Source organism: Bradyrhizobium sp. ORS 111 (assembly GCF_045571485.1).
Taxonomy (GTDB): Bacteria; Pseudomonadota; Alphaproteobacteria; order Rhizobiales; family Xanthobacteraceae; genus Bradyrhizobium.
In genome coordinates this window covers 6,347,494-6,373,346 of sequence record NZ_CP120701.1, presented here as the reverse complement: position 1 = coordinate 6,373,346, position 25,853 = coordinate 6,347,494, and the positions used below count along the sequence as shown (strand labels likewise).

Sequence of the window (25,853 nt, the reverse complement as noted above, 5' to 3'; positions counted from 1 at the left end):
CCTTATCGAACGATTTCAATCCATCAATGGCCCGGATGGATAGCGTCTCTGAGATAGATGCAAGCGAGCATCGCGAAGACGTAGGCTTGCAGGAATGCGACGAGCAGTTCGAGGGCGGTGAGCGCGACAGTGAGTGCTAACGGGAGCACACCGCCGATCCAGCCGACGGCGCCGAGCGAGGCGCCGAGCATCGCGACAAAGCCCGCGAACACCTTCAGCGCGATGTGGCCGGCAATCATGTTGGCGAACAGGCGGAGGCTGTGTGAGACCGGCTTCACAAAGAAGAACGAAAGGACTTCAATGAACACGACCACCGGCAAGATATAGACCGGAATGCCCGACGGCACGAATATCATGAAGAATTTCAGGCCGTTCCTGTACAGGCCGTAGATCAACACCGTGGACCAAACCAAAAGCGCGAGCGCCGCCGTGACGATGACGTGGCTTGAAATCGTGAACGTGTAGGGGACGATGCCGACGAGGTTCGAAACGCAGATGAACAAGAACAGCGAAAAGACCAACGGGAAAAACGTCATGCCCTCCGCACCGGCGTTGTCGCGGATCATGCGAGCGACGAACTCGTAGGAGAGTTCGGCGACCGACTGCAATCGCCCGGGGACCAGCCGTCGCCCTGCCACGCCCCCGATCATCAGAGCCGCGATCAGCGCCACCGTCAGGAACATGTAGAGCGACGAGTTGGTAAAGGCGATCACATGATTGCCGATGTGGCCGACTGTGAAAAGCGGTTCGATCTTGAATTGATGGATCGGGTCGATAGCCATTTGACGTCTCGGAGGGCGAGGCCGGGAAACATTGCCCAAACCCAGCGGCCGCAGGCCTATCGATTTCTGAAATCGAGGAGCGAATTATCAATCTGGACGGACGATTTCCGCTTCGCCCGCAGCGTTCTGCCCGGCAATCGCGCGTCGGCGGAATTCGGTCGGGGTCAGCCCGGTGTCCGCCTTGAACGCGCGGTTGAACGGCGCGAGCGACTGGAAGCCGGCATCGAGCGCGATCGTCAGCACCGGCACGTCCGCCTGGCCGGGATCGGCCAGCGCCGCCTTGGCTTCGTTGAGGCGGTAGCGATTGAGGAAGGCGTTGAAGTTGCGGTGGCCTAGCCCGTCATTGATGAGGGTTCGGAGCCGGTATTCCGGCATCCCGAGCCTGGCTGCCAACAGGCCGATGGTCAGGCCCTCCTGACGGTAACTCCGCTCCACCGTCATCAGATGTTCGAGGCGGTTGAGCGAGGCGCGCTCCAATGCGGACGGGCCGGCGCGCACGAGCGGCTCGGGTGTCCGGCGGGCTTCGCCGCTCGCGGCCGCCGCGGCCGCTCCGGCGGGCTCGCGCTCGGGCGGGTCGAACAGCATCATCCAGATCGACAGCAGCGCGAAGGCGGCAAGGCCGCACGCGGCGGTCAGGCTGATCGACCGGCTCGGAATTCCGGCAAGTCCCGCGCCGGCGCTGAGCAATATCTGAGTGCTGATGCCGATCAGCAGCGCGACCAGCAGCCGGCCGCGCACCGTCGTGAAGGCCTTCGGCCAACCGCTCGCGGTCTGGGCGAGCGCCAGCAGCGCGAAGGCGATCGATGCTGCCGCCAGCAAGCGTCCGCAATTTGCTGCAACGATGGGCCACAGGGTCCAGCCGTTATAGGTCACGATGCCGAGCCCGGCCATCAGCACCCAGATCGCCGCATGCCAGGCGCGCAACGCAAAACGCTCGTCGAAAATCATCCGCGCCCACAGCCAGAGGATGACGGGAGAGCTCATGCCGAGCGCGACGAAGGGCGAACTCCAGCCGAATGACCAGGTCGGAAAGAACGGCGCGGTCGAAATCGCGTAGGCCGCACCGGCCACGCCCATGGCGGCACCGAGGCTCGCGGCGCGATGCACCATCGTGTAGCGGAGCAACAGCACCGCGCAGACCACCAGGAATAGCCCGACCACTGCACCGCGAAGGCCGAGATCAAGAGCCGTCAACGCCATTGCAGCCGCCCTCCGCGACATCGATCAAATCGACTATCGGGCGACTATACCGTCACGGTTGATCCGGATGAAACGGCTCGGGCTGGATCGCCGACGCAAAGCGCCGGCGGCGACGGCCACCGGGCGGAAACATCCAGGGTCGGGAAACCTCGGGCCGGGGTTCAGAACACGCCGAGGACGATGGCGCAGACAAACGCCAACGCGACGTAGGCGGCGATCATGCTCAGCTTGCTCAGCAGAGGACTCGCGGAGTCCATTGGAACGCTCCCCTCGGTTCACAGCGGCCCCCACCAACGCCAAAGCCGGCGATCGGTTCCCTTGCCATGAAAGCCAGCTCTGCTGTCCATCCCGCTAATGGTGCGGGATGGAAGGGGTCTGCCGCGCGGCGGAGCGAATGCCCTGCCGGTTCCAATGCATGGTTAAGAACACATGAAATCAACGCGTTGAAGAGTCTTTAAATAAATTCGTCGAACCTGCGCGCATGACGCGTGGAGTTCGTTTGTATCTCGTCGGCTCCCTTGTCCTCGTTTCGCTGGCTGGTTGTGGGCGCGGTCTGTTTCAGACTGCCGAGCGCGAGCCGTGGCGGGCCGAGGCGGAGGCCGCATGTCTGAAGTCCGGCGCGGTCAAGGAAAGTCCCGATCTCGTCCGCATCGATCCGATCTCCGGTCCGGGCGTCTGCGGCGCGGAGTTTCCGCTCAAGGTCGCCGCGCTCGGGGAGGGCAGCTCCGCCTACGGATTTGCCGACGACGATCTGCGGCCGCCGGCGCCGATCGGTAACCAGCCGCGCTGGCCGATCAATCAGCCGCCGCCGAGCCGGCCGCCCGCGCAAGCGCCATATTCCGACCGGGCCGTGGGCCAGCCGAATTATGGCGCCCAGCCGAACGGTCCGATCTCGTTGACTGCGCCCGGCGTCGCGCCGCAACAGGACGAGATCAACCTGCCGCCCGACGGGACACCCGAAGCAAGGGCCGACAAGCCTTATTATCCGGGCTTGCCGGCCAATCCCCAGCGCGACAGCGCGGCCGCACCTTACTCGCCGGCGCCGTATGGCCAGCAGCCCGGCGGAGGAGCGTTGCCGCGGCTCGGTCCCTCGCGCGGCAATCCGGTCGCGGCGGTTGGACCGGTCACGGTGAAGCCAGCGGCGACGCTTGCATGCCCGATCGTCTCGGTGCTCGAGCGCTGGCTCAACGAGTCCGTGCAGCCCGCGGCGCAGCGCTGGTTCGGCGCGCGCGTGGTCGAGATCAAGCAGATTTCCGCCTATTCCTGCCGCGGCATGAACGGCAATCCGCATGCCCATATTTCCGAGCATGCCTTTGGCAACGCTCTCGATATTGCCGCCTTCACGCTCGCCGACGGCCGCCGCATCACGGTCAAGGACGGCTGGAGGGGGCTGCCGGAGGAGCAGGGCTTCCTGCGCGACGTGCAGGCCGCCGCCTGCCAGCAGTTCACCACCGTGCTGGCGCCGGGCTCCAATGTGTATCACTATGACCACATCCATGTGGACCTGATGCGTCGCGCCAGCCGCCGCGTCATCTGCGAGCCGGCTGCCCGGTCGGGCGAAGAGGTTGCTGCACGCGCCGGCGGCCGTAGCCCCTATGCAGCGCGCGATCCTTATGTCACAGGATCGATCGCGGGCAGAAAGCCCGCCGCCTTCCGGAGCAGGTCCGGAAGCAACGAAGAAGACGACCTCGTCGACGAGTAGCGCGCCAGGCGCTCACGTTTTTGCCCGTTGCCGTGCAAACGGTAGCCATCTTTCTACTGCATATCCTCGCCGAGTCGGGCACGCCCGGCTGATTCTGGGGGACACCTTTGCAAGACGCGCCGATTATTCTGGTCATTGAAGACGATCGCGATTTGCAGTCGCTGGTCGAGGATGCGCTCAGGGACGGGGGCTACGAGCCGGCGATCGCGGGCTCCGGCGAGGAGGCGCTGACGCTCCTCAAAGCCTTCCGGACCAAATACAGCGCGCTCGTCACCGACATCCGGTTGCTCGGCCGGCTCGACGGCTGGCGCGTGGCGCGCGGCGCGCGCGAGATCGACCCCTCGTTTCCCGTGCTCTACATCACGGGTGGCTCAGGCGACGAGTGGCCGACCAGGGGCGTGCCGGACAGCATCCTGCTGCAAAAGCCGTTTTCGCCGGATCAACTGGTCGAGGCGCTTGCCAAGCTGCTCAAGACGGCGCCACAGGCCTGATCGCAGCGGTGCCGATGGGCGCACCACGCCGATGTGATAAGAGCTGAGCCAGCCTCATCATCACGGAGATCCATTATGGCTGCAGAGAAAGTCGCGCTCGTCACCGCGGGCGGCAGCGGCATGGGAGCGGCGGCCGCGCGCCGGCTGGCGGCCGATGGCTTTCGCGTCGCGATCCTGTCGTCGTCGGGCAAGGGCGAGGCGCTGGCGAACGAGCTCGGCGGCCTCGGCTTCACCGGCTCGAACCGCTCGAACGACGATCTGAAGCGCGCCGTCGACGGCGTGATGGCGCGCTGGGGCCGCATCGACGCGCTGGTCAACAGTGCCGGCCACGGCCCACGCGCGCCGGTGCTGGAATTGACCGACGAGCAATGGCACACCGGCCTCGACGTCTATCTGATGAACGTGATCCGCCCGACGCGGCTCGTCGCGCCGGTCATGCAGGCGCAGAAGTCGGGCGCGATCGTCAACATCTCCACCGCCTGGGCGTTCGAGCCGAGTGCGATGTTTCCGACCTCGGCGGTGTTTCGCGCCGGGCTCGCCGCCTTCACCAAGCTGTTCACGGACAGCTATGCCGCAGACAATGTGCGCATGAACAACGTACTGCCCGGCTGGATCGACAGCCTGCCGGCAACCGACGAGCGCCGCCAGAGCGTGCCGATGAAGCGCTACGGCAGGGCGGAAGAGATTGCGGCGACGATCGCGTTCCTTGTGTCGGAAGGCGCGGGCTACATCACCGGTCAGAACATCCGCGTCGACGGCGGATTGATGCGGTCGGTGTAGGGGACAACTGGCAAACCCGTCATCCTGAGGAGGCCGCATCGCGGCCGTCTCGAAGGATCGACGGCCCGACACTCTCCGCGCGGCTACACTGGGGCCGTGCATCCTTCGAGACGCGCGCGAGTGCGCGCTCCTCAGGATGACGGGTTTGGTTTCGAGTATTCGGATTTCGACACCGGCCCTTGCTTACGCTTCGCTGCGCAGCCCACGCATCAGCACTTGCGTCTACACGCTGCGGGGCGCGTTCCAAACCGGACGCGCCACAACTGTGGTGACCTGCGATTGCATTTGTCGTGATGACAAACTGAAAGCGCGGGTCTAGCCTTCCGGCAAACATAACGCACGGGAGGAATGGCATGCCAGATGCAGCAGTCGCGGCACGTGCTTCGCAATCGAGCAGCAGCGCAACGTCGCAGCAGGTCGACGTCGCGGTGGTCGGTGCCGGCTTCGCCGGTCTTTATCTGTTGCATCGCCTGCGCAAGGCGGGCTTCTCGGTGGTTGCGCTGGAAGAGGGCGGCGACGTCGGCGGCACCTGGTACTGGAACCGCTATCCCGGCGCGCGCTGCGACATCCAGACCATCGATTACAGCTACACCTTCGATCCCGATCTCGACACCGCGTGGACCTGGTCGGAGAAATACGCGACGCAGCCCGAGATCCTGCGCTATCTCGGCTTCGTTGCCGATCGCTACGATCTCCGCCGCGACATCCGCTTCGGCACCAAGGTCACGCAGGCGACATGGGATGACGCGAGCGAGCGCTGGCAGCTTGCGACCGACAACGGCGCGCCGGTCTCGTGCCGCTATTACATCATGGCGACCGGCTGCCTGTCGTCGCCGAAGCCGCCGGAGATCGACGGCGTCAAGGATTTCAAGGGCGAGATCTATTTCACCGGCCGCTGGCCGCATCAGGGCGTCGATCTCAAGGGCAAGCGCGTCGCCGTCATCGGTACGGGATCGTCGGGCATCCAGTCGATCCCGCTGATCGCAGAGCAGGCGGCGGAACTCACGGTGTTTCAGCGCACGCCGAACTTTGCGTTGCCTGCGGGCAACGGTCCATCGCCCGAGGATCGCAAGAGCTATTTCGAGACCGATCGCGCCGCCTATCGCGAGCACGCGCGCCTGTCGCTGGCCGGCGTGCCCTATCCGCAGCAGACGGTGGTGAGCTGGCAGTTGAGCGATGCCGAACGCCGCGAACGCTTCGAGAAGGCGTGGGCGGCCGGCGACCTCGTCCACATCCTCACCCAGCTCTGGGCCGACCAGGGCGTCGATGTCGACGGCAACACGCTGGTGGCCGATCTGATCCGCGAGAAGATCCGCAATGTCGTGAAGGATCCGGAGACGGCCGCGGCGCTGACCCCGCACGACCATCCGTTCGGCGCCAAGCGTCCCTGCCTCGATACCAACTACTACGCGACCTACAACCGCCCGAACGTGACGCTGGTGAATTTGCGACAGGAGCCGATCAAGGCGATCACGGCCGGCGGCATCACCACCGACAAGCGCAGCTTCGATGTCGACGTCATCGTGTTCGCCACCGGCTTCGACGCGATGACCGGCGCGATCATGGCGGTGCATCCGATCTCGGGGCGCGGCGGCAAGTCGCTGTCCACGGTCTGGGCGCACGGGCCGCAGACCTATCTCGGACTGACAGTCGCGGGCTTCCCCAATCTCTTCATGATCACCGGCCCCGGCAGCCCGTCGGTGCTGTCGAACATGGCGGTGTCGATCGAGCAGCATGTCGACTGGGTGGTCGACCGCCTGGCGCAATTGCGCGATGCCGGCTTCACCACGATGGAGGCGACCGAGACGGCACAATCAGGCTGGCAGCGCCACATGGCCGACTGCGCGATGCTGACGCTGCATCGGCTTGCCAACACCTGGTACACGGGCGCCAACGTGCCCGGCAAGCCGCTGGGCGTGATGCCCTATACCGGCGGCGTCGGTCCTTACCGCAGCATCTGCAACGAGGTCGTCAGCCGCGGCATGCTCGGTTTCAAGCTCTCCGGCCCCGGCGTTGCCGCGCAATGCAATGACGGTGAGGTGGTGCGGCTGCAGCCCGATGTCCGGCTGGTGCTGAATCTGCTCGGCGAGATGAATCTGCCGCCGATCGAGACGATGGGTGCGGCCGGTGCGCGCTTCTTCCTCAATGAGTTCAACAAAAGCCGTCCCGCCGGACGACCGGTCGGCGAAGTCGGCACCGGCATGTTGCAGGGCGCCGAGGGGCCGCTGCCTTACAAGCTGTACCGGCCGGCGACGCCGGGGCCGCATCCGATCGTGGTCTACTTCCACGGCGGCGGCTGGGTGCTCGGCGACGAGCAATCGGACGATCCGTTCTGCCGCGATTTGTGCCGGCGCACCGGTATGATTGTCGTCAGCGTCGGCTATCGCCACGCGCCCGAGCATCGCTTCCCGGCGGCGGCGGAAGACGGCTTTGCCGCGACGCGCTGGATTGCCGCGCACACCGCCGAGCTCGGCGGCAGCGCCGGCCCGGTGCTGGTCGCCGGCTGGAGCGCCGGCGGCAACATCGCGGCCGTCACCTGCCAGCTCGCACGCGACCGCGGCGGACCGGAGATCGCCGGCCAGCTCCTGATCTGCCCGGTCACCGACTCCACCTTTGACCGCCCGTCCTATGTCGAGAACGCAACCGGCTACTTCCTGACTCGCGGGCTGATGTTCTGGTTCTGGGATTTGTACTGCTCGCCGGCCGATCGCACCGATCCGCGCGTCGCGCCGCTGCGCGGCAAGCTCGAAGGCCTGCCGCCGGCCTTCGTCGTGACCTGCGAGTTCGATCCGCTGCGCGATGAGGGCATTGCCTATGCCGAAGCGATGGCGAAGGCCGGCGTGCCGGTCGAACAGCTCAAGGCGCACGGCCAGTTCCACTCCTCGTTCACGATGGTCGACGTCATCATCACCGGCGTCAGCGGCCGCGTGAAGATGGCCCAGGCGCTGCGCCGGTTCGCCGGACTGCCTGAGGAGGTCGGACAGGACAATGTTGCGCCGCCCGAGGTCAACGCGGCGGCGGAGTAGGCCGGCAGTTTCGCGGCGTTCGACTAGCCCAGCTCGAACGTCGTGACGCCGAATACGCGATGCATCTGCAATGGCGGGATCGCGCCGGTGTACATCCGCGCGGTCTCGAACACGGGTGAAAGCCCAAGGCCTTGCGCCAATGCGACGGCGTCGCGGTTGACGGCGGGAACGTCGAGGAAGATGTCGCTGCGGCCTGCGCTCGCGAGCAATGCCGACAGGACAACCTCAGCGCTCGCGCGGTCATCGGCGACAAGCGGACCGATCTTGTGACCAGTGCGGCACGGACGGATCACGCCCCAGCCGCTGAGTTTGCCGTCGCGCAGCAGCGCGCGCCCGACATGGGTGGGCGCATTGATCCAGGCGCGCAGGAAGGCCGGGCGCGGCGCCGGGAATACCGTGGCGTCATCGGCCTCGATCAGCGCGGCCGGCACATCGGTCAGCGCGATGATGTTGCTGCTGGGAACGGGCGGTGCGGTCACCACACCGCCGTAGCGCACATTGGCGCAAGCGAGCTCAAAGCCGGACTTCCGGTAGTTCGCCTGCTGCGCCACCACGCCATCGAGCCCGATCACGCGCCGACGCGCGTGCGCGATCGCCGTGTTCCAAATCTTCAGGCCGTAACCCCTGCCGCGCAAGTCCGGACGCACGATGTAGAAGCCGAGGAAAGCAAATCGCGCCCCGTAATTAACGCAGGAGATCACCGCGGCTGGGCGCCCGTCGAGCTCGCCGATGAAAAATCCCTCCGGGTCCTCGGCGGCAAAGCACGCGGCATCGGAAAGGCCGGGATTCCAGCCCTCGGCCGCGGCCCAGTCCACCGCGAGCGCAATCTCGTCGGGCCGCATCTGTCTGATGATGAGCTCGTTCATCGCAAATGATCACCTGGTGTCGGTTGACCCAGCGTAGCGCGCCAGGCTCGCCGCGTCATTCATTCCGATCCGGATGCGTCTGCAAGAAGATGCAACGCTCGCTTCACGTCGCGAGAGTGCGCGGTCATATCTTCAGCACTGTCATCGCCCGCGAAGGCGGGCGATCCAGTATTCCAGAGGCCGTCGTGCTTGATACGAGAGGGCGCAGCGTACTGGATCCCCGCATGCGCGGGGGATGACGGCGGAGTTAGGCGACGATGCTTGTGGTGCAACTGCGACAGTGAGGCACAATGCGACCAACTCCAGCATTCCCGCGCAACGGCTTCACTGTTGTCGGAGGGACTTGTGCGATCCGGCTTCCTGGAGAGCGATCCGTTACCCCGGCTTCCGCCGATACGCGGCAAAGAACACGCGCGTGGCGCTGTCGACCACGGTCGCGATCTGCTCGGGCGAGGGGGAGGGCTTGGCCTGAAAGATGAACGCCTGGAATAGCGTCGCCTGGCACATCTGCATGAACTGCCAGGCCGCGAGTTGATAGTTGTCGATCTCAAGCTCGCCGAGTGCGGCGCGGGCCTCGAGATAGGCGGCGAAGCGGTCGACCGTGTGGGCGATCACATGGGTGTAGAACCGGCTGCCGAGCTCAGGCATCCGCTCGGCGATCGCCATCACCGTGCGGATCGCCGAGCCACCGCCGGGCCGGCACAGCACCCCGACATAGGCGCGGCCGAATTCGGGGAGGGTGACGTCGACGCTGCGCGCGGGATCGAAATTGAAGACGGTCTTGCCCTGCTCGAGCTTCTCCTCCTCGACAATCGCCGCAAACAACCCGGCCTTGTCGGGAAAATAGACGTAGAGCGTGCCCTTCGAGACTCCGGCGGCGCGGGCGATCTCGCCCATGCTGGCGCCGTCAAACCCGAGATCCATGAAAACCTTGCGGGCGCCGTCCAGGATCTGACGGCGCTTCGATGAGTCCTCCTCGCTGACGAGGTGGAGGGACTTTGGGGACGATGCAACCATTGGTTTGGCTTCTTCGGAAAGAACTCAACCCGAAAAACGCAGGGCAGGATTCGAAGCATTATAATTTCACCTCTCGGAAGATAGATTGACCGAACCGTTCGGTCAATGGTACCTTTTGACGCGCGATGACCGGCGCGGGCTGACTTGCGGGCGCTGCGGGCATCGGGATTTTTTTTGGGGAGGCCAATTATGGCCGCAGCGAGAGATCAGGCCGCGCGCATCGTCCGCGCCGAGCCGGAGGGGAACGAGACGCCGGACACGCGCGAGGTCGCCGCCAATCCCGGCGAGCAGTCTCGATCGCACGTGGCAGATGAAGCCAGGCGCCGCCCGGCCGAGGCGCCGCCCGCATCTGCTCCGGAGCAGCCGGCCGCGCCGCCCGCAGCCTTCGCACCGGCGAAGCCTGGCAAGCGCAAATTCGTGATGTTCGGCGTGGTCGGCGCGCTCGCGCTCGCGGCTGCGGGCTACGCGGCCTACTATTTGATGATTGGACGCTTCTACGTCTCGACGGACGACGCCTATGTCCGCGCCAACAACTCCATGCTCGGCGCGCGCGTTGCCGGCCATATCGCCGCGATCCTGCCCGGCGACAACGCGCGGGTGCGTGCCGGTGATGTGATCTTCCGGATCGACGACGGCGACTACCGGATCGCGGTCGATGCCGCGCGGACAAAGATTGCGACCCAGCAGGCGACGATCGAGCGCATCGGCCGCCAGGTCGCGTCCGCGGTGAGCGCGGTCGAGCAGGCCGAGGCGCAGCTCGTGTCGGCGCAAGCCGGGTTGAAACGTGCCGACCTCGATTTCGATCGGCAGCAGGCGCTGAGCAACAAGGGCTTTGCCTCGCGCGCCACCTTCGAAGTCTCCGAAGCCGGCCGCGACCAGGGCGCGGCTGCGGTGCGATCGGCGCAGGCGGCCTACGATGCGGCCAAGGATAACGTCGAGGTGACCAAGGCGCAGCAGGCGGAAGCGCGCGCCCAGCTCGCTGAATTGCAGACCCAGCTCGCCAAGGCCGAGCGCGATCTCGACTTCACGTCAGTGCGCGCGCCGGTCGACGGCACCTTCTCCAATCGCCTCGTCAATACCGGCGACTACATCACGGTCGGCCAGCGGCTCGGCAATGTGGTGCCGCTCGACGGCGTCTTCATCGACGCCAACTATAAAGAGACACAGCTCAAGCGCATCCGTCCCGGCCAGCGGGTCACGATCAAGGTGGACGCCTACGGCTTCCGCAAGTTCACCGGCATCGTCGACAGCATCTCGCCGGCGGCGGGCTCAGTGTTCACGTTGCTGCCGCCCGACAACGCCACCGGCAATTTCACCAAGATCGTGCAGCGCCTGCCGGTCCGCATCCGCGTGCCGAACAGCGTCGCCCAGCAGGGCCTGCTGCGCGCCGGCATGTCGGTCTACACCACCGTCGACACCCATGAAGGCGCTGCTGATGCCGACAGCGATGCCGACCTCGACTCGCCGATGATGATCCATCCGCAGTGATGTCTTGAAAGTGTGCGGCACAATGACCTCGGATCAAAGCGTTGCTGCATCGACGGTCCACCTCTCCCCTTGTGGGAGAGGTCGGATTGCATCGCGAGATGCAATCCGGGTGAGGGGTTACGGCCTCTCCTGGGACCCGTGGCCCCTCACCCGGCGCTGCGCGCCGACCTCTCCCCGATGGGGAGAGGTGTTAACAAGCTGCGAGCGCTAGCCCATGGCGAACGCGACCACTGCTTCCCCATCGATGACGGGCGCCGAGACGCCGGCGGCCGAGCGCATCCAGCCGAAGCGGCTGTTTGCGTTCATCATCATGGTGTTCGGGATGTTCATGTCGATCCTGGACATCCAGGTCGTCTCGGCCTCGCTGACCGAGATCCAGGCCGGCCTGTCGGCGTCTTCGACCGAAGTGTCGTGGGTGCAGACCGCCTACCTGATCGCGGAGGTGATCGCGATTCCGCTATCCGGCTTCCTGTCGCGCGCGCTCGGCACGCGGCTGTTGTTCGCGATCTCGGCGTTCGGCTTCACCGTGGCGAGTCTGCTGTGCGGCTTCGCCTCCTCGATCGAGCAGATGATCCTGTGGCGCGCGCTGCAGGGCTTCCTCGGCGCCGGCATGATCCCGACCGTATTCGCCTCCGCCTACACGATCTTCCCGCGCACCAAGTTCTACATCGTGGCGCCGATCATCGGCCTTGTCGCGACGCTGGCGCCGACGGTCGGGCCGACGGTCGGCGGCTACATCACCGACCTGATGTCGTGGCACTGGCTGTTCTTCATCAACATCGTGCCAGGCATCGTCATCACCATCGGCGTGCTGGCGCTGATCGATTTCGACCAGCCGAACTTCGCGCTGCTCGACCGCTTCGACTGGTGGGGCCTGATCTTCATGGGCGGCTTTCTCGGCTCGCTCGAATATGTGCTGGAGGAAGGTCCGCAATATGAGTGGCTGCAAGACACCTCGGTGGCGATCTGTGCCGCGGTCTGCTTCGTCTCGGCAATCGCCTTCTTCTGGCGGGTCTTGACCGCCGAGGAGCCGATCGTCGACCTCTACGCCTTTGCCAACCGCAACTTCGCGGTCGGCTGCGTGCTGCAGTTCTGCATCGGCATCGGGCTCTACGGCCTGACCTACGTCTACCCGCGCTATCTCGCCGAGATCCGCGGCTACAGCGCGCTGATGATCGGCGAGACCATGTTCGTCTCCGGCGTGACGATGTTCTTGATGGCGCCGGTGGTCGGGCGGCTGATGCAGAAGGTCGACCTGCGCTACATCATCGCCTTCGGCCTTGTCACCTTCGCGCTCGGCTCCTGGCAGATGACCTGGATCACGCGCGACTACGACTTCTACGAGCTGTTGCTGCCGCAGATCCTGCGCGGCATCGGCATGATGTGCGCGATGGTGCCGACCAACAACATCGCGCTCGCCACGCTGCCGCCGGATCGCGTCAAGAACGCCTCCGGCCTGTTCAACCTGATGCGCAATCTCGGCGGCGCGGTCGGGCTCGCCATCATCAACGAGGTGCTCAACGACCGCACCGATTTGCACATCTCGCGGCTGCACGACCGCGTGACCTGGGGCAACGCCACCGCGGTCGAGACGCTGAACATGCTGAGCCAGCGGATGCAAGGCGCGGGCGATGCGGCGCTGATGGCGATGAAGCAGCTCTCGCAGATCGTGCATCGCCAGGCCGCGGTGATGGGCTATGGCGACGCCTTCTTCATGCTGTCGCTGTTCTATGTCGGCCTCAGTCTGCTGGTGCTGCTGGTGAACAAGCCGCCGTCGATGGCCGCGGGCGGCGGCGACGCGCATTGACGCGCGGCGTCTGCGGGCGAAGCGAGCGCATCGCCGACACATTGACGCACTCACGCGGATGTCATCTTGCAGATCACGCGTGATGCATTTATAAGCAGCTCTTCCTTACTCGAACCGGGGAGATGCGCATGAAGTCGTTTATTTCGCAGATCGCGCGCCCGCGTTCGATGATGCTGGATGCGCTTGCGCGTTAGCTCCCAGCTCTGATCGGCCTGATCCCCGATCGCCTAAACATCCCAATACGTTACCGATTGTTATCAGCGACGCTCGCGTTTCGATTCCGTGCGCGCGTCGCACCAGATGGAGCCGGCCGGCGCGGCAAAAGCGTGGCCGGAATGTGCCATGATCAATGAAAAGACCAAACGACCGGCCGCGATCCGGATCGTGCTTCCGTTCGTCTTCCGCCACTGGCTGGAACAGCCATGGCGCGCCTCCGTCGTCACGGCGGGTTTCCTCGGCGCGACCGCGGCCGACCTGTTCATGCCGGTCTATTCCGGCCATCTGGTCGATGCGCTGACCGCGGGCGCCTCCGATCCGGCCGCGCGCCATGCCGCGATGATCGCGTTCGGTGCGATCGTCGCTCTCGGCGCGCTGTCGGTGATGCTGCGGCTCGTGGGTATCCAGGGAATCGTGCCGTTCACGCTGAAGACGATGTCCGACGTCGGGCAACAGGCCTTCATGCGCGTGCAGCGCTTCTCGACCGATTGGCATGCCAACTCGTTCGCCGGCTCCACCGTGCGCAAGATCACGCGCGGCATGTGGGCGCTCGATCTGTTGAACGATACCATCCTGATGGCGCTGTTGCCGTCGCTGGTGGTGCTGGTCGGCTCGATGATCCTGCTCGGCATGCACTGGCCACAGCTCGGCGCGGTGATCGCGGTCGGCTCGGTGATCTATGTGGCCATGACCATGGCGTTCCAGGTCAGCTATGTCGCGCCGGCCGCGCGCGTCTCCAACGCGTGGGACACCAAGGTCGGCGGCACGCTGGCGGATGCCTTGACCTGCAACGCGGTGGTGAAATCGTTCGGCGCCGAGACGCGCGAGGATCTACGTCTCGCCGGCGTCATCAGCCGTTGGCGCAGACGGGTGCGGCGGACCTGGTTCCGCTACAACCATACGTCAACGGCGCAGCTCGTGGTGCTGTTGTGCTTCCGCGCATCCGTGATCGGCGGCGCAATCCTGTTGTGGGCGGCGGGCCACGCCACGCCGGGCGACGTCACCTATGTGCTGACCAGCTACTACATCATCCACGCCTACTTGCGGGATGTCGGCATGCACATCAACAACCTGCAGCGGTCGGTGAACGACATGGAGGAGCTAGTGCAGATCCATGGCGAGCCGCTCGGCATTGTCGATGCACCCGACGCACGCCCGATCGACATCCAGGGCGGCCGCATCGTGTTCGACGACGTCACGTTCCTTTATGGCGGGCATCGCCGGCCGCTCTATGACGGGCTGTCGGTCGACATCCGCGCCGGCGAACGCGTCGGCCTGGTCGGACGCTCGGGCTCCGGCAAGACGACGTTCGTCAAGCTGGTGCAGCGGTTGTACGATGTCTCCGGCGGCCGGATCCTGATCGACGGTCAGGACATCGCGCAAGCGACGCAGCAGTCGCTGCGCAGCCAGATCGCGATCGTGCAGCAGGAGCCGATCCTGTTCCACCGTACGCTGGCGGAGAACATCGCCTATGGCCGGCCCGGCGCCGGCATGGCGGCGATCGAGCAGGCGGCGCGGCTTGCCAATGCGCACGACTTCATCATGCGGCTGCCGAAAGGCTACGGCACGCTGGTGGGCGAGCGCGGCATCAAGCTGTCGGGCGGCGAGCGGCAGCGCGTGGCGCTGGCGCGGGCCTTCCTGGCGGATGCGCCGGTGCTGATCCTGGACGAGGCGACCTCGAGCCTCGATTCGGAATCGGAGGCGCTGATCCAGGAGGCGATGGAGCGGCTGATGAAGGGCCGGACCTCGATCGTGATCGCGCACCGGCTGTCGACGGTCCGCAGCATGGACCGGATCCTGGTGTTCGATCGCGGCGAGATCGTCGAGCAGGGGACGCACAAGACGCTGACTGCGCGACCGGGCGGCATCTATCGCGGCCTGTTCGAGCGCCAGGTCACCGAGTTCGGCCGGATCGACGCAGCGGAGTGAGGAGTGGCGCGCGGCTCGTGGGTGAAAGTCTCGCCAGCCGCGCACCCCAACTGCCGCGCGCGCTATCGCGCCGCAAATCCGCTCCACAGCAATCCGATGCCGGAGAGCACGAGCAGGCCCAGCACGATGTCGGAAAAGTTGCGATCGCTCATCGCGTGGTAGACGCGCGCGCCGAGCCAGGCGCCGAGCAGCGTGCCGGGGAAGGCGCACAGCACCAGCCAGACGATCTCGCCTCTGACGAGGCCGCTTGCGACCTGCACGCACAGCGCGGTCGCAAGGATCGTGAAATTGAAGGTCTGGAAGACGCCGCGTCGCTCCGCCTTGCCCCACCCGCGAAGGCTCGCCCACAGGATCGGAAGCGGGCCGGACAGGCCGGCGAGACCGCCGAGGATGCCGCCGGCAAAGCCGATCGCCGTGTCGGCCCATTTGCCGCCGAAGCGGATCGCCATCGGCGCCTTCTGAAAATAAAGCACCATCGGAAACACCACGAGGAACACGCCGATGGTTCGCTTGAACACGATCGGATCGGCATGCGCGATCAGCAGGATGCCGATCGGCACGCCGGCGAGCCCGCCGATGATGAAAGGCCAGATCAGGCGGAAATCGATCGTCTTCCAGATCGAGGGCAGCGTCGAGACCTGTGCGATCACCGAGCAGATCAGCACCAGCGGCACCGCCAGCGTCGGCGGCAGAACGTAGAGCCAGATGCCGAGCGCCATCAGCGCGGTGCCGAAGCCGGCGAGGCCGGATACGAAACCCCCGGCCAGCGCGCCGGAGAACAGGATCGCGTAGCTCGCCGCGGTCATCATTGCCTTTCTATCGTCATTCCGGGGCGACGCGAAGCATCGAACCCGGAATCTCCCGGTGCGCTACCGCGCGTCTGAGGTTCGCATCTTCGATGCACCCCGGAATGACGGCCGTGCTTTGCGGCGACGTTTACACGATGGAAGCAGCAGCTACTATTCGAAATCGCAGCTCTTCAACGATAATCGAAACTGGAAGCGGGGGCCCATGATAACGAGTTCGTCCAAAACCTTTCTGGTCTGTCACGGCGCTTGGTCGGCGGGGTGGGCATGGAAGAAGATGCATCCCTTGATGCAGGCCGCCGGGCACCGGCTCGTCACGCCAAGCTACACCGGGCTCGGCGAGCGGGCGCATCTCGCCAATCCGTCGATCGATCTCGAAGCCCACATCCAGGACGTGCTTGCGGTCATCAAATATGAGGACCTCAGCGACATCGTGCTGCTCGGCCACTCCTATGGCGGTATGGTCGCGACGGGCGTCGCCGATCGCGCGCGTGAGCGCGTTGCGCAACTGATCTATCTCGATGCCTTCGTGCCGCGCGACGGACAATCGCTGTTCGACCTCAACGAGGTCGCGATCGAGAAGATGCGGGAGGCGGCGCGCAACGGCGACGGCTGGCGCATCCCGCCGATGCCGACGCCGCCGGATACTTCGCCCGCCGACGTCGAATGGCTGACCGCGCGCCGCATCGACATGCCGCTCAAATGCTTCGAGCAAAGGCTCAAGCTGCAGCACGGCGAGCCGGCACTGCCGCGCAGCTACATCTACGCCACCCGCATCACGCCGGCCGACACGTTCGGCCAGTTTGCGAAGCGCACGAAGAACGAGGCCGGATGGCGCTATTTCGAGATCGACGCCAGCCACTCGCCGAACGTCACCGCGCCCGAGGCACTGATGGCGCTGTTGATGGAGATCGCGGCGCGGCCGGCGTAGGCTGGCAGCCTCGCACCATCATCTGCATGTCACATTTTCGAAAACGTTGACTTGGCGGCAAGCGTCGATGCTGACGGGTCTGCTCTCCGAGCGAAACCGAATGACCACAACTTGGCCTCGCATGTTCAACCGAACTGCGACATAATCGGCATCTCGCGTGGTCAGCCGGTGAATGTGGTCGTATGAACCGAAGCCCCGTGCTCGTAGACCTGGCGCTGCAGGGCGGAGGATCGCACGGCGCATTCACATGGGGCGTGCTCGATCGGCTGCTTGAGGAGCCGTGGTTTCAGATTGCGGGAATCTCCGGAACATCGGCCGGGGCGATGAATGCCGCGGTGCTGGTGGACGGCTGGACCGCCGGCGGTGCGACCGGCGCTCGCGAGGCGCTTGAGAAATACTGGCGAAACGTCTCGCGCGCCGCCGCATTCAGCCCTCTGCAACGCTCGCCGCTCGATCGCTTCCTGGGGCGATGGTCGCTCGACAGCTCTCCGGCCTATCTCTTCACCGATTTGATGTCGCGGGTGCTCTCGCCCTACGACCTCAATCCGCTCGGCTTCAATCCGCTGCGCAAGATCCTGGCCGAGAGCATCGATTTCGAACGCCTCGCTCGCGCACCGATCAAGCTGTTCGTGACCGCCACCCGTGTGCGGACCGGCCGTGGACGGATCTTTCGTAACGCGGAGATCACCGCGGACGTGCTGCTCGCGTCGGCTTGTCTACCCACCATGTTTCGCGCGATCGAGATCGAAGGCGAGCCCTATTGGGACGGCGGTTACGCGGGCAACCCGACGATCACCCCGCTGGTTCGCGAGACCGACGCGTGCGACACCGTGGTCGTGCAGATCAACCCGACCGAGCGATCGGAGGAGCCGCGCACGGCGGCGGACATTCTCAACCGCCTGAACGAGATTTCATTCAACTCGCCGCTGGCCAAGGAGTTGCGCATGATCGCGCTGCTGCGTCAGGTCGCTGATCCCGGCACCGGGGAGGGCGCGCGCTGGGCGCAAATGCGAACGCACCGTGTCAAGAGCGACATGCTTGCGACGTTCGGCTCGTCGTCCAAGCTCAATGCGGAATGGGCCTTCGTGACCAAGCTGCATCAAGAAGGGCGGCACGCCGCCGGCGAGTTCCTCGACCTGCACGGCGCCGATCTCGGCGAGCGCTCGACGGCCGATCTGGATATCCTGCTGGCGGAGTGCTGAGGCCATGGGTCTTCTCGGCATCCTCGTCGGGCTCGGGCTGCTGGTCTGTCTCGCCTTCCGCGGATGGAGCGTCCTGCTGCTGGCTCCGCTCTGCGCGTTGGTGGCCGCGGCGTTCGGCGGCGAGCCGCTGCTCGCCAACTGGACCCAGACCTTCATGGGCAGCGCGGCGGGATTTCTCGCGCAGTTCTTTCCGATTTTCCTGCTCGGCGCGTTGTTCGGCAAGCTGATGGACGACAGCGGCGCCGTTGCGGCGGTCGCAAGCTTCATCACCCGCAGCGTAGGCGAGCGCCGGGTCATTCTCGCGGTTGTGTTGGCGGGCGCCCTGGTTACCTATGGCGGCGTCAGCCTGTTCGTGGCGTTCTTCGTCATCGTCCCGATGGCCCAGTCGCTGTTTCGCGCGGCTGACATTCCGCACCGCCTCGTACCGGCGGCCGTCATTCTCGGCACCTCGACGTTCACGATGTCGGCGCTGCCGGGCACGCCGTCGATCCAGAATGCGATCCCGATGCCGTTCTTCGGCACGACACCGTTCGCGGCGCCAGGCCTCGGCGTGATCGCGTCGATCATCATGCTGGGCGTGGGGCTGTGGTGGCTGCTGCGCGCGGAGAACTCGGCGCGTCGCGCAGGGGAAGGCTACGGGAAGGAGCCGTCATCTGCACTCGAGGATGCCGCCGCCGACGAGCTGGTGCGCGAGCGGGCGACGACGGCGCGCGAGTTCGACCCGGCGGAGTTGCGCCACGGACACCACAGCGATGCCAAGGTCCCCACCCTCAACGCCATGCTTCCTTTGGTCGTGGTCGTCGCCGTCAACCTGGTGATGTCGCTCGTCGTGCTGCCCCGGCTTGATGTCTCGTTCCTGGCGGAGCAGCGCTGGGGAGGCACGTCGCTCACTGCCGTTGCCGGTGTCTGGTCGGTCATCGTCGCGTTGGCGGCGGCGATCGTGGCGGTCATCCTCTGCAACTGGACGCGACTGCTGGCGCTGCGGCAGACCATGGATGCCGGCGCCAACGCATCGGTGCTGCCTGCCCTCAGTGTCGCGAGCCTGGTCGGGTTTGGCGCTGTGATCGCCTCGCTTCCTGCCTTCGAAATGGTTCGGGACCGGGTGCTGCAGATCGAAGGTGGCCCGCTGGTGTCGCTCGCCATCGCGACGAACCTGCTGGCGGCGCTGACGGGGTCGGCCTCCGGCGGTTTGACCATCGCGCTCGATGCGTTGGGCGGAACCTACATGGAGCTCGCCGCGCAGGCGGGTATCGATCCCGGCCTTCTGCATCGCGTCGCGGTGATCGGCTCGGGGACGCTCGACATTCTGCCTCATAACGGTGCGGTCGTCAGTCTGCTCGCGATCTGCGGCCTCACGCACCGCGACAGTTATGTCGACATTGTCATGGTCGGCATCGTGAGTTCCGTGATCGCCCTTGCCGGGGTGATCGCAATGGGAACGGCATTCGGGTCGTTCTGAAGCCGTGGCGCGCTGGAGGCGATCCTCGTCAGGCCCGGAGCCTGTTCGTCAGTCCTCCTTGTCCGCGAGTTGAATCCCTTCTTCTCTCAATGCCTTGAGAAGAGCCTGGACCTCTTCAAGCGAGAGCTGTTTCGGGCACAGGTTGTTGAGCTGATCGGAAGTGACGACGCCGGTCTGGTCGCTGATTTCGCGCGCAGCCTCGATGATCTTGCGCAGGTCCATCGGTGATCCTCCCGAAGTGGGGTCCCATGACATCGGAAGGTTAGCACGGAGCCGCCAAGTTTCCCTACGAACGGCAAGCATCAGCGGCTAGTGTCCTGAACCGGAAGTTCATGGCATTTTAGGCTTTGGCTGGCGCATTGTAAGCGCAGAAGCGTTCGATGGAGCTGAGAATGTCGTCGGCTGATCTGGTCCATCGGAATGGTCTTGGGTCGGCGTTGTGATGTTCGATGAAGGCGGTGATCTCGGCACGTAGCGCCGCCACACTGCGATAGATGCCGCGCCTGATTTTGCGCTCGGTGATGAGGGCAAAGAAACGTTCGACCTGATTGAGCCAGGATGAACTGGTGGGCGTCAGATGGACGTGCCAGCGCGGCCTCTTGGCCAGCCAGTTGCGGATCAGCGGCGTCTTGTGGGTTGCGTAATTGTCCATGACGAGATGAACGTCCAGATCGTCTGGAACGGCGGCCTCGATCTCATCGAGAAACTTGCGGAACTCTGTGGCGCGATGGCGCCCGTAACACTTGCCGATGACCCGGCCGGTTGCGATGTCGAGGGCGGCAAATAGTGATGTCGTGCCATGGCGCTTGTAATCGTGACTGCGGCGTTCCGCCTGACCAGGTCGCATCGGGAACGTGGGTTGGCTGCGATCCAGTGCCTGGATCTGTGACTTCTCGTCGACACACAGCACGATGGCCCGCTCGGGCGGGGCCACGTAGAGACCGACGACGTCGCGAACCTTGGCGACGAAGTCGGGATCGGTTGAAAGCTTGAAGGTCTCCAACCGATGCGGCTGTAAGCCGAAGGCGCGCCATATCCGCTGGACCGTCGAGACTGACAGTCCACTGGCCCGCGCCATGCTGCGCGAGCTCCAGTGGGTGGCGTTGGGCGGCTTCGTCTCAAGGGTGCGGACGATCACCGCCTCGATCCGGGCATCTTCGATCGTGCGCGGCGTCCCTGATCGCGGCCCATCCCGAAGACCTTCAAGCCGATGCTCGGCGAAGCGCCGGCGCCACTTGCCGACCGTATCGGGATCAATACCCAGGCGAGCCGCCACGATCTTGCTCTGCTCGCCGTCGGCACTGGCCAGGATGATCCGGGCTCGCTGCGCCAAGCCCTGCGCCGTGCTTCGGCGCGAGGCCAGCGACGTCAACTCAGCGCATTCAACCTCAGTCAATTCCAGCGGAGCAAAGCGTCGACCCATAACCATCCTCCTCAAACCATGAGGACAGTCTGCTATCTTCGAGTCGATTTGGAGTCCGCTGAACTTCAGATTCGGGACACTAGAGCGTTTTCGAGCGAAGTGGATACCGGTTCGCGTGAAGAAAACGCGTCAAAACAAGAATCTAGAGCTTCGGTTCTGATTCAATCGGAACCGAAAATGCTCGAGGTATGCGGGATGTCTGGAGCGGCTGATGATGAGCGGCAACCCCGCACTGGGCAGGCGCACAAATCTAACAACCGCTGAAAATGGCGAGGGGCCCGGCGTATTGCGCCGAGCCCCTCATTTGCAGAGCATCAGCCGGCCTGTAAGCCGGGTTCTGTAGGGCACCAGTCTTGCGAATGGTACGTGACGGCCATTCCTCTGGGACAAGGTTTGCACCATGCCTCGAGCAACCTACCCGAACAGCGGGCCTGACATCGCCCTGCGGTGTTATCGCGATGTCGCGAACTGACCGCGTTGCTGTCCCTATTCGGTCTTGCTCCCGGTGGGGTTTGCCATGCCGTCGCCGTTGCCGGCAACGCGGTGCGCTCTTACCGCACCTTTTCACCCTTACTCCCTCCGAGGAAGGAGCGGTTCGTTCTCTGTGGCACTTTCCCTGGGGTCGCCCCCGCCGGACGTTATCCGGCACCGCATGTCGATGGAGCCCGGACTTTCCTCTCCCGCGGCCTTTCGGCACTTGCGGGAGCGGCCGTCCGGCCGACTGACGCTCCATGGCATGGGGGTTTTGATGCGCCGCGTCAAGCGGTTGCGATGGTTAATCCAGTCGCTTCTGCGATTTCAGCGCTGCGGACAGGCGATAACGCGGGAACCTGACCGGATGCGGCTGCATCGTGTCGTTCGCGCTTGTCAGCTCCCGTTTCCGGGTCCAGATCAGGATCGGAATCGGGAGATGAGTGATGAATATTGCGACTGCCGTGGGGGAAGCTGTGCTCGGCGGTGCGTCCGACGCGGTCGTTGCGACCGATCGCGAAGGCCGCATCACCTTCTGGAATCCTGGCGCGGTCAGGATCTTCGGCTTCTCGGCCGCAGAAGCGGTCGGTCAATCGCTCGATCTTATTATTCCCGAAAGCCTGCGCGCCCGCCACTGGACCGGCTATCGCCACGTCATGGAGACGGGAACCAGCCGTTACGGTCTCGGCGACCTGCTTTCGGTGCCGGCTCTGACCAAGGATGGCCGGCGGATCTCGGTCGAGTTCACCATCGTGATGCTGCATGACGCCGGGCAACAGGTCGCCGGCACGGCGGCTGTGATGCGCGACGTGACCAAAAGTTTCGAGGAACTCAAGGAGCTCAGGCGGCGGCTGGCGCAGGCAGAGCAGGCCAAAACCCATCCAGTCTGACTTACCCGCGGGCGCCGCGCCCAGTTACGTTTCCGCCGCCGCATCAAAATTTCTCCGCTACGATGTCGTCCCACTCGTCGTCCGTTCGACTGGGTGTCGGCGATCCAGCCGAACAAGAGGAGATTTCAGATGCAGTACCTGCTGTTGATCTATCGGAACGAAGCGGACCTGGCGCATGCGAACCCGGACGAGCGCAAGAAGGTCTCGGCGGAGTACGCCGCCTACACCCAGTCCATCATCCAGAGCGGTCATTTCAAGGCCGGCGACGGCCTGCAGCCTACGACCACCGCGACCACGGTGCGGGTTCGCGACGGCAAGACCCTGACCACCGATGGTCCGTTCGCGGAAACCCGCGAGCAACTCGCCGGCTATTATCTGGTCGATGCCAAGGATCTCGACACCGCGCTCGGCCTTGCCGCGCGGATTCCCGGCGCCAAGACCGGCTCGATCGAGGTCCGACCGGTGATGATCTACGACAATTGATGGCGCGCTGTCATTCCGGGTTCGCATCTTCGATGCGCCCCGGAAGGACGATGTTGGATGAGATGACTCCAGGCCAGATCGAAAAAATCTTTCGCGACGAGGCGGGGCGGGCGCTGGCCACGCTGATCCGCCTCGTCGGCGATTTCGATCTTGCCGAGGACTCCCTGCAGGATGCCTTCGCGGTGGCGCTGGAGCGTTGGCCGATTGGCGAGCTGCCGTCCAATCCGCGCGCCTGGCTCGTCAACGTCGGCCGCAACAAGGCGATCGACCGCGTGCGGCGCGCGGCCACGTTTCGCGGCAAGCAGCAGGAACTGGCGCATCAACTGCAGACCGACGCGGAGCCGTCGGCCGAGCCGGCCGATGCCGCGCTCGACGACGACATGCTGCGACTGATCTTCACCTGCTGCCATCCCGCCTTCGCCGAGGAGGTTCAGGTCGCGCTGACCTTGCGCACGGTGTGCGGGTTGACCACGGCGCAGGTCGCGCGCGCGTTCCTTGTCAGTGAAGACGCGATGGCGCAGCGGCTGTTGCGCGCCAAGCAGAAGATCAGGCTCGCCGGCATTCCCTACGAGGTACCGGAGCGCGAGGCGCTCGAGCCGCGGCTCAACGGCGTGCTCGCCGTGATCTATCTCGTCTTCACCGAAGGCTATGCCGCCACCGCAGGCGAGGACCTGATGCGGCCGGACCTCGCACGGGAGGCGATCCGGCTGGCGCGGCTGCTCGACGCACTGATGCCCGCCCGTAGCGAGATCAAGGGATTGCTGGCGCTCATGCTGTTGCACGACGCGCGCCGCGCCGGTCGTCAGACCGCGGGCGGCGATATCGTGCTGCTCGAGGAGCAGGATCGCGCGCTGTGGGACTTCAAGCAGATCGCCGAGGGTCTGACGCTGGTCGAGCAGGCGCTGCGGCTGCCGGGTCGGCCGAAGTCCTATGCGGTGCAGGCGGCGATCGCCGCGCTGCATGCGCGGGCGCCCAACTACAAGGACACCGACTGGCCGCAGATCGCGGGCCTCTATCAGGTGCTGTTGCGGATCAGTCCCTCGCCCGTGATCGAGCTCAACCACGCCGCCGCGGTGTCGATGGTCGACGGTCCGGCGCGTGCGCTTGAGCTGATCGATGCGCTTGAGGCGCGCGGCGGCCTGAAAGGTTACGAGTTGCTTCCTGCGGTCCGTGCCGACCTGCTGCGCCGCCTCGGCCGAAACGAGGACGCGCGCGCGGCCTATCTCGCGGCAACTGCCGCGACGCAACTGGAACCGCTGCGTCGGCTTTATGCACGACGGATCGCGGAGATGAGGTGACGTCACCTCATCTCCGTCCATCAACCATCAACGGGTGCCGTGCGACGTTCGGTGTGCTCAGTAGCCCTGCTGCTTATTCTTTTCGCCGCTGTTCATTTTTTGATTCGCCGTTCCACCCGACCTTTGACTCGATGTTCCACTCGACATGCCGGTCGTGGTCCCCGGTGTCATTTTCTTTGTGTGATGGGTTTTCTGGGTCTTGTGCTGCGTTGTCATGGCGCCTGCGGCTGCTGGAGCGCCGACGAGGCCGATGGCGACAGCGCCTGCGATAAGTGCTTTGATCATGAACGAGTCTCCACTCATACCGCCCCAACAAAAAATCGGCGCGGTGCTGAAAAGTTCCCGTTCGCGGACGCTCTTCAGGCCTGAAAATAATCGGGCGACGCGGATCGGCTATCTCGCGTCTGTCGCCGTCGTTGCGTCCTGCGGCAGGCTCGCGAGCAGCGCGTGCAGCGTCGCCATGGTCGACCGGTCGGCGATGCCGTCGATGCGTTCGGGACGGAAGTGGCGCTGAAAGGCGGTGACCGCTTCCATGGTCGCGCCGTCATATTTGCCGTGGGTCGGGATGTTGTAGCCGTAGCGCGCAAACGCCGCCTGCATCTTGGCGACGTCGTCGCTGATTGCGCCCAGCATCAGCGCGTCGCCGCGCACGACCGGCGCCGGCTGCACCCAGTGGCCGACGCCGGAATTGGCCAGCGAATGCCAGGGGAATTTCTCGCCGGGATCCTTCTTGCGCGCCGGCGCGACATCGGAGTGGCCGAGCACGCGATGCGACGGCACCTTGCGGCGCAGCATGATGCCGCGGCACAGCGCGATCACCGCCGCGATCTGGCGCAACGGAAAGTCCGGATAGCCCCAATCATGGCCGCGGTTGACGATCTCGACACCGATCGAACAGGAATTGATGTCGTCCTCGCCGGCCCAGAACGACACGCCGGCATGCCAGGCGCGCTTGCTCTCCGGCACGCATTGCACGATGCGGCCGTCCTCGAGCACGATGTAATGTGCCGAGACCTCGGTGCCGGGTGTGCAGAGCTGCGTGATCGCGCCCTCGACGTCGGGCATGCCGGTGTAGTGCAGCACGATCATGTCGGGCTGACGGTTGTTGGCGCGCTCGCCGAAGTTCATCGATGGAATCACGTCGGACGCGATCGAGGAATCGGGCGTGAACGTCGTCAGGTCGGCAACAGCTCTCGGAACGGGAAGGGCCCGTTGACGCTTCGAATCAGCGTTTGCAGACGTGGACGAACCAGAAGCCATCGAATCACTCAAACCCGGCAGGAGAACGACATTTGACATATGTATAAAGCAACAGGCGTTTACTATTCCTTTACCCTGCCGGCCGGCGCAATCGCCTCGCCGGTTCCATCGGACGAATTTTGCCAGCGATCTACGTCGAGGACATCAGTCGAATTTGGATAAAAGGCCCGCGCGTCCGCTAACGCATCATCAACCGTTTCTTAACGCTAAGTGCCGTTACTGAGAGGTGAAGAGCCGAACCGGTTTTGGGGGACGGCCAAGGTCCGCTTTTGCGCGAAATCCCATGGAAGCCCAGCGAGTTCCGGTCGGACATCAGGATTTGCGGC

The 25,853-nt window shown here is 64.9% G+C and carries 22 protein-coding genes and 1 other RNA gene; 13 read left to right on the top strand and 10 right to left on the bottom strand.

What is annotated here, in order from left to right; translation table 11 throughout:
- Positions 1-23 precede the first annotated feature (23 nt).
- Together P6U30_RS29305 and P6U30_RS29300 are read right to left on the bottom strand one after the other, a co-directional pair.
- Complete coding sequence (locus P6U30_RS29305) at positions 24-782, bottom strand: F0F1 ATP synthase subunit A (RefSeq protein WP_407166285.1); 759 nt, start codon at positions 780-782, stop codon at positions 24-26.
- An 87-nt stretch (positions 783-869) separates the two neighbouring features.
- Positions 870-1,982, bottom strand: coding sequence for a helix-turn-helix domain-containing protein (locus P6U30_RS29300; RefSeq protein WP_407166284.1), 1,113 nt, complete (start codon positions 1,980-1,982; stop codon positions 870-872).
- Between the two features lie 481 nt (positions 1,983-2,463).
- On the opposite strand from P6U30_RS29300, the gene P6U30_RS29295 reads away from it, so the two are divergent.
- The 4 genes from P6U30_RS29295 to P6U30_RS29280 all read left to right on the top strand — a co-directional run bounded on the left by P6U30_RS29295 (position 2,464) and on the right by P6U30_RS29280 (position 7,981).
- The gene (locus P6U30_RS29295) at positions 2,464-3,684 is read left to right on the top strand and encodes an extensin family protein (RefSeq protein ID WP_407166283.1); all 1,221 of its coding nucleotides are present in this window, start codon (positions 2,464-2,466) and stop codon (positions 3,682-3,684) included.
- A 107-nt stretch (positions 3,685-3,791) separates the two neighbouring features.
- Positions 3,792-4,175: a response regulator gene (locus tag P6U30_RS29290; RefSeq protein ID WP_407166282.1), complete on the top strand. Its 384-nt coding sequence runs from the start codon at positions 3,792-3,794 to the stop codon at positions 4,173-4,175.
- Positions 4,176-4,250: 75 nt separating this feature from the next.
- Positions 4,251-4,955, top strand: coding sequence for an SDR family oxidoreductase (locus tag P6U30_RS29285; protein ID WP_407166281.1), 705 nt, complete (start codon positions 4,251-4,253; stop codon positions 4,953-4,955).
- 353 nt (positions 4,956-5,308) lie between these two features.
- Complete coding sequence (locus P6U30_RS29280) at positions 5,309-7,981, top strand: flavin-containing monooxygenase (RefSeq protein ID WP_407166280.1); 2,673 nt, start codon at positions 5,309-5,311, stop codon at positions 7,979-7,981.
- A 23-nt stretch (positions 7,982-8,004) separates the two neighbouring features.
- On the opposite strand, the gene P6U30_RS29275 is transcribed toward P6U30_RS29280, so the two are convergent.
- Both P6U30_RS29275 and P6U30_RS29270 read right to left on the bottom strand, forming a co-directional pair.
- On the bottom strand, positions 8,005-8,847 hold the full coding sequence (locus P6U30_RS29275; RefSeq protein WP_407166279.1) for a GNAT family N-acetyltransferase: 843 nt from the start codon (positions 8,845-8,847) through the stop codon (positions 8,005-8,007).
- A 375-nt stretch (positions 8,848-9,222) separates the two neighbouring features.
- Positions 9,223-9,864 carry a TetR/AcrR family transcriptional regulator gene (locus P6U30_RS29270; RefSeq protein WP_407166278.1) on the bottom strand — a complete coding sequence of 214 codons (642 nt, stop codon included), beginning with the start codon at positions 9,862-9,864 and terminating at the stop codon, positions 9,223-9,225.
- A gap of 189 nt (positions 9,865-10,053) precedes the next feature.
- Here P6U30_RS29270 and P6U30_RS29265 point away from each other — a divergent pair, with 189 nt between their 5' ends.
- From P6U30_RS29265 to P6U30_RS29255, 3 genes are all read left to right on the top strand, one after another.
- The gene (locus P6U30_RS29265; RefSeq protein WP_407166277.1) at positions 10,054-11,352 is read left to right on the top strand and encodes an HlyD family secretion protein; all 1,299 of its coding nucleotides are present in this window, start codon (positions 10,054-10,056) and stop codon (positions 11,350-11,352) included.
- Positions 11,353-11,566: 214 nt separating this feature from the next.
- A complete protein-coding gene (locus P6U30_RS29260; protein ID WP_407166276.1) occupies positions 11,567-13,159 on the top strand; it encodes a DHA2 family efflux MFS transporter permease subunit in 1,593 nt (530 codons plus the stop codon).
- A 342-nt stretch (positions 13,160-13,501) separates the two neighbouring features.
- Positions 13,502-15,304 carry an ABC transporter ATP-binding protein gene (locus P6U30_RS29255; RefSeq protein ID WP_407166275.1) on the top strand — a complete coding sequence of 601 codons (1,803 nt, stop codon included), beginning with the start codon at positions 13,502-13,504 and terminating at the stop codon, positions 15,302-15,304.
- A gap of 62 nt (positions 15,305-15,366) precedes the next feature.
- Here the strand turns inward: P6U30_RS29255 and P6U30_RS29250 are convergent, their stop codons facing one another.
- Positions 15,367-16,110 (bottom strand): sulfite exporter TauE/SafE family protein, encoded by a 744-nt coding sequence (locus tag P6U30_RS29250; RefSeq protein WP_407166274.1) that lies wholly within the window; start codon positions 16,108-16,110, stop codon positions 15,367-15,369.
- Between the two features lie 205 nt (positions 16,111-16,315).
- Between P6U30_RS29250 and P6U30_RS29245 the strand changes: the two genes are divergently transcribed.
- The 3 genes from P6U30_RS29245 to P6U30_RS29235 all read left to right on the top strand — a co-directional run bounded on the left by P6U30_RS29245 (position 16,316) and on the right by P6U30_RS29235 (position 19,702).
- Positions 16,316-17,041 (top strand): alpha/beta fold hydrolase, encoded by a 726-nt coding sequence (locus tag P6U30_RS29245; protein WP_407166273.1) that lies wholly within the window; start codon positions 16,316-16,318, stop codon positions 17,039-17,041.
- 182 nt (positions 17,042-17,223) lie between these two features.
- A complete protein-coding gene (locus tag P6U30_RS29240) occupies positions 17,224-18,243 on the top strand; it encodes a patatin-like phospholipase family protein (RefSeq protein WP_407166272.1) in 1,020 nt (339 codons plus the stop codon).
- Positions 18,244-18,247: 4 nt separating this feature from the next.
- The gene (locus P6U30_RS29235) at positions 18,248-19,702 is read left to right on the top strand and encodes a GntP family permease (RefSeq protein ID WP_407166271.1); all 1,455 of its coding nucleotides are present in this window, start codon (positions 18,248-18,250) and stop codon (positions 19,700-19,702) included.
- A 48-nt stretch (positions 19,703-19,750) separates the two neighbouring features.
- Here P6U30_RS29235 and P6U30_RS29230 read toward each other — a convergent pair whose 3' ends face one another.
- The 3 genes from P6U30_RS29230 to rnpB all read right to left on the bottom strand — a co-directional run bounded on the left by P6U30_RS29230 (position 19,751) and on the right by rnpB (position 21,850).
- Entirely contained in the window at positions 19,751-19,924 is a 174-nt protein-coding gene (locus tag P6U30_RS29230) for a hypothetical protein (RefSeq protein ID WP_407147991.1), read from the bottom strand.
- 118 nt (positions 19,925-20,042) lie between these two features.
- Positions 20,043-21,131, bottom strand: coding sequence for an IS630 family transposase (locus tag P6U30_RS29225; RefSeq protein WP_280980713.1), 1,089 nt, complete (start codon positions 21,129-21,131; stop codon positions 20,043-20,045).
- A 304-nt stretch (positions 21,132-21,435) separates the two neighbouring features.
- An RNA gene (rnpB, locus tag P6U30_RS29220) (RNase P RNA component class A) lies at positions 21,436-21,850 on the bottom strand.
- 192 nt (positions 21,851-22,042) lie between these two features.
- On the opposite strand from rnpB, the gene P6U30_RS29215 reads away from it, so the two are divergent.
- The 3 genes from P6U30_RS29215 (at position 22,043) to P6U30_RS29205 (ending at position 24,267) form a co-directional block, all read left to right on the top strand.
- Positions 22,043-22,486 (top strand): PAS domain S-box protein, encoded by a 444-nt coding sequence (locus P6U30_RS29215; protein WP_407166270.1) that lies wholly within the window; start codon positions 22,043-22,045, stop codon positions 22,484-22,486.
- 129 nt (positions 22,487-22,615) lie between these two features.
- Positions 22,616-22,969, top strand: a complete 354-nt coding sequence (locus P6U30_RS29210) for a YciI family protein (RefSeq protein WP_407166269.1) — start codon at positions 22,616-22,618, stop codon at positions 22,967-22,969.
- 62 nt (positions 22,970-23,031) lie between these two features.
- The gene (locus P6U30_RS29205; protein WP_407170560.1) at positions 23,032-24,267 is read left to right on the top strand and encodes an RNA polymerase sigma factor; all 1,236 of its coding nucleotides are present in this window, start codon (positions 23,032-23,034) and stop codon (positions 24,265-24,267) included.
- A 57-nt stretch (positions 24,268-24,324) separates the two neighbouring features.
- On the opposite strand, the gene P6U30_RS29200 is transcribed toward P6U30_RS29205, so the two are convergent.
- Together P6U30_RS29200 and P6U30_RS29195 are read right to left on the bottom strand one after the other, a co-directional pair.
- Positions 24,325-24,552: a hypothetical protein gene (locus P6U30_RS29200; RefSeq protein ID WP_407166268.1), complete on the bottom strand. Its 228-nt coding sequence runs from the start codon at positions 24,550-24,552 to the stop codon at positions 24,325-24,327.
- 108 nt (positions 24,553-24,660) lie between these two features.
- The gene (locus tag P6U30_RS29195) at positions 24,661-25,527 is read right to left on the bottom strand and encodes an N-acetylmuramoyl-L-alanine amidase (RefSeq protein ID WP_407166267.1); all 867 of its coding nucleotides are present in this window, start codon (positions 25,525-25,527) and stop codon (positions 24,661-24,663) included.
- Positions 25,528-25,853: the final 326 nt, after the last annotated feature.

Bases quoted from the DNA above. Each gene is read 5' to 3' on its own strand.
- P6U30_RS29240 (WP_407166272.1), top strand. From the start codon at position 17,224: ATGAACCGAAGCCCCGTGCTCGTAGACCTGGCGCTGCAGGGCGGAGGA.
- P6U30_RS29255 (WP_407166275.1), top strand. From the start codon at position 13,502: ATGATCAATGAAAAGACCAAACGACCGGCCGCGATCCGGATCGTGCTT.
- P6U30_RS29295 (WP_407166283.1), top strand. From the start codon at position 2,464: ATGACGCGTGGAGTTCGTTTGTATCTCGTCGGCTCCCTTGTCCTCGTT.
- P6U30_RS29260 (WP_407166276.1), top strand. From the start codon at position 11,567: ATGGCGAACGCGACCACTGCTTCCCCATCGATGACGGGCGCCGAGACG.
- P6U30_RS29245 (WP_407166273.1), top strand. From the start codon at position 16,316: ATGATAACGAGTTCGTCCAAAACCTTTCTGGTCTGTCACGGCGCTTGG.
- P6U30_RS29195 (WP_407166267.1), bottom strand. From the start codon at position 25,527: ATGGCTTCTGGTTCGTCCACGTCTGCAAACGCTGATTCGAAGCGTCAA.
- P6U30_RS29275 (WP_407166279.1), bottom strand. From the start codon at position 8,847: ATGAACGAGCTCATCATCAGACAGATGCGGCCCGACGAGATTGCGCTC.
- P6U30_RS29200 (WP_407166268.1), bottom strand. From the start codon at position 24,552: ATGATCAAAGCACTTATCGCAGGCGCTGTCGCCATCGGCCTCGTCGGC.
- P6U30_RS29300 (WP_407166284.1), bottom strand. From the start codon at position 1,982: ATGGCGTTGACGGCTCTTGATCTCGGCCTTCGCGGTGCAGTGGTCGGG.
- P6U30_RS29210 (WP_407166269.1), top strand. From the start codon at position 22,616: ATGCAGTACCTGCTGTTGATCTATCGGAACGAAGCGGACCTGGCGCAT.
- P6U30_RS29305 (WP_407166285.1), bottom strand. From the start codon at position 782: ATGGCTATCGACCCGATCCATCAATTCAAGATCGAACCGCTTTTCACA.
- P6U30_RS29235 (WP_407166271.1), top strand. From the start codon at position 18,248: ATGGGTCTTCTCGGCATCCTCGTCGGGCTCGGGCTGCTGGTCTGTCTC.
- P6U30_RS29285 (WP_407166281.1), top strand. From the start codon at position 4,251: ATGGCTGCAGAGAAAGTCGCGCTCGTCACCGCGGGCGGCAGCGGCATG.
- P6U30_RS29225 (WP_280980713.1), bottom strand. From the start codon at position 21,131: ATGGTTATGGGTCGACGCTTTGCTCCGCTGGAATTGACTGAGGTTGAA.
- P6U30_RS29280 (WP_407166280.1), top strand. From the start codon at position 5,309: ATGCCAGATGCAGCAGTCGCGGCACGTGCTTCGCAATCGAGCAGCAGC.
- P6U30_RS29205 (WP_407170560.1), top strand. From the start codon at position 23,032: ATGACTCCAGGCCAGATCGAAAAAATCTTTCGCGACGAGGCGGGGCGG.
- P6U30_RS29250 (WP_407166274.1), bottom strand. From the start codon at position 16,110: ATGACCGCGGCGAGCTACGCGATCCTGTTCTCCGGCGCGCTGGCCGGG.
- P6U30_RS29270 (WP_407166278.1), bottom strand. From the start codon at position 9,864: ATGGTTGCATCGTCCCCAAAGTCCCTCCACCTCGTCAGCGAGGAGGAC.
- P6U30_RS29230 (WP_407147991.1), bottom strand. From the start codon at position 19,924: ATGGACCTGCGCAAGATCATCGAGGCTGCGCGCGAAATCAGCGACCAG.
- P6U30_RS29215 (WP_407166270.1), top strand. From the start codon at position 22,043: ATGAATATTGCGACTGCCGTGGGGGAAGCTGTGCTCGGCGGTGCGTCC.
- P6U30_RS29265 (WP_407166277.1), top strand. From the start codon at position 10,054: ATGGCCGCAGCGAGAGATCAGGCCGCGCGCATCGTCCGCGCCGAGCCG.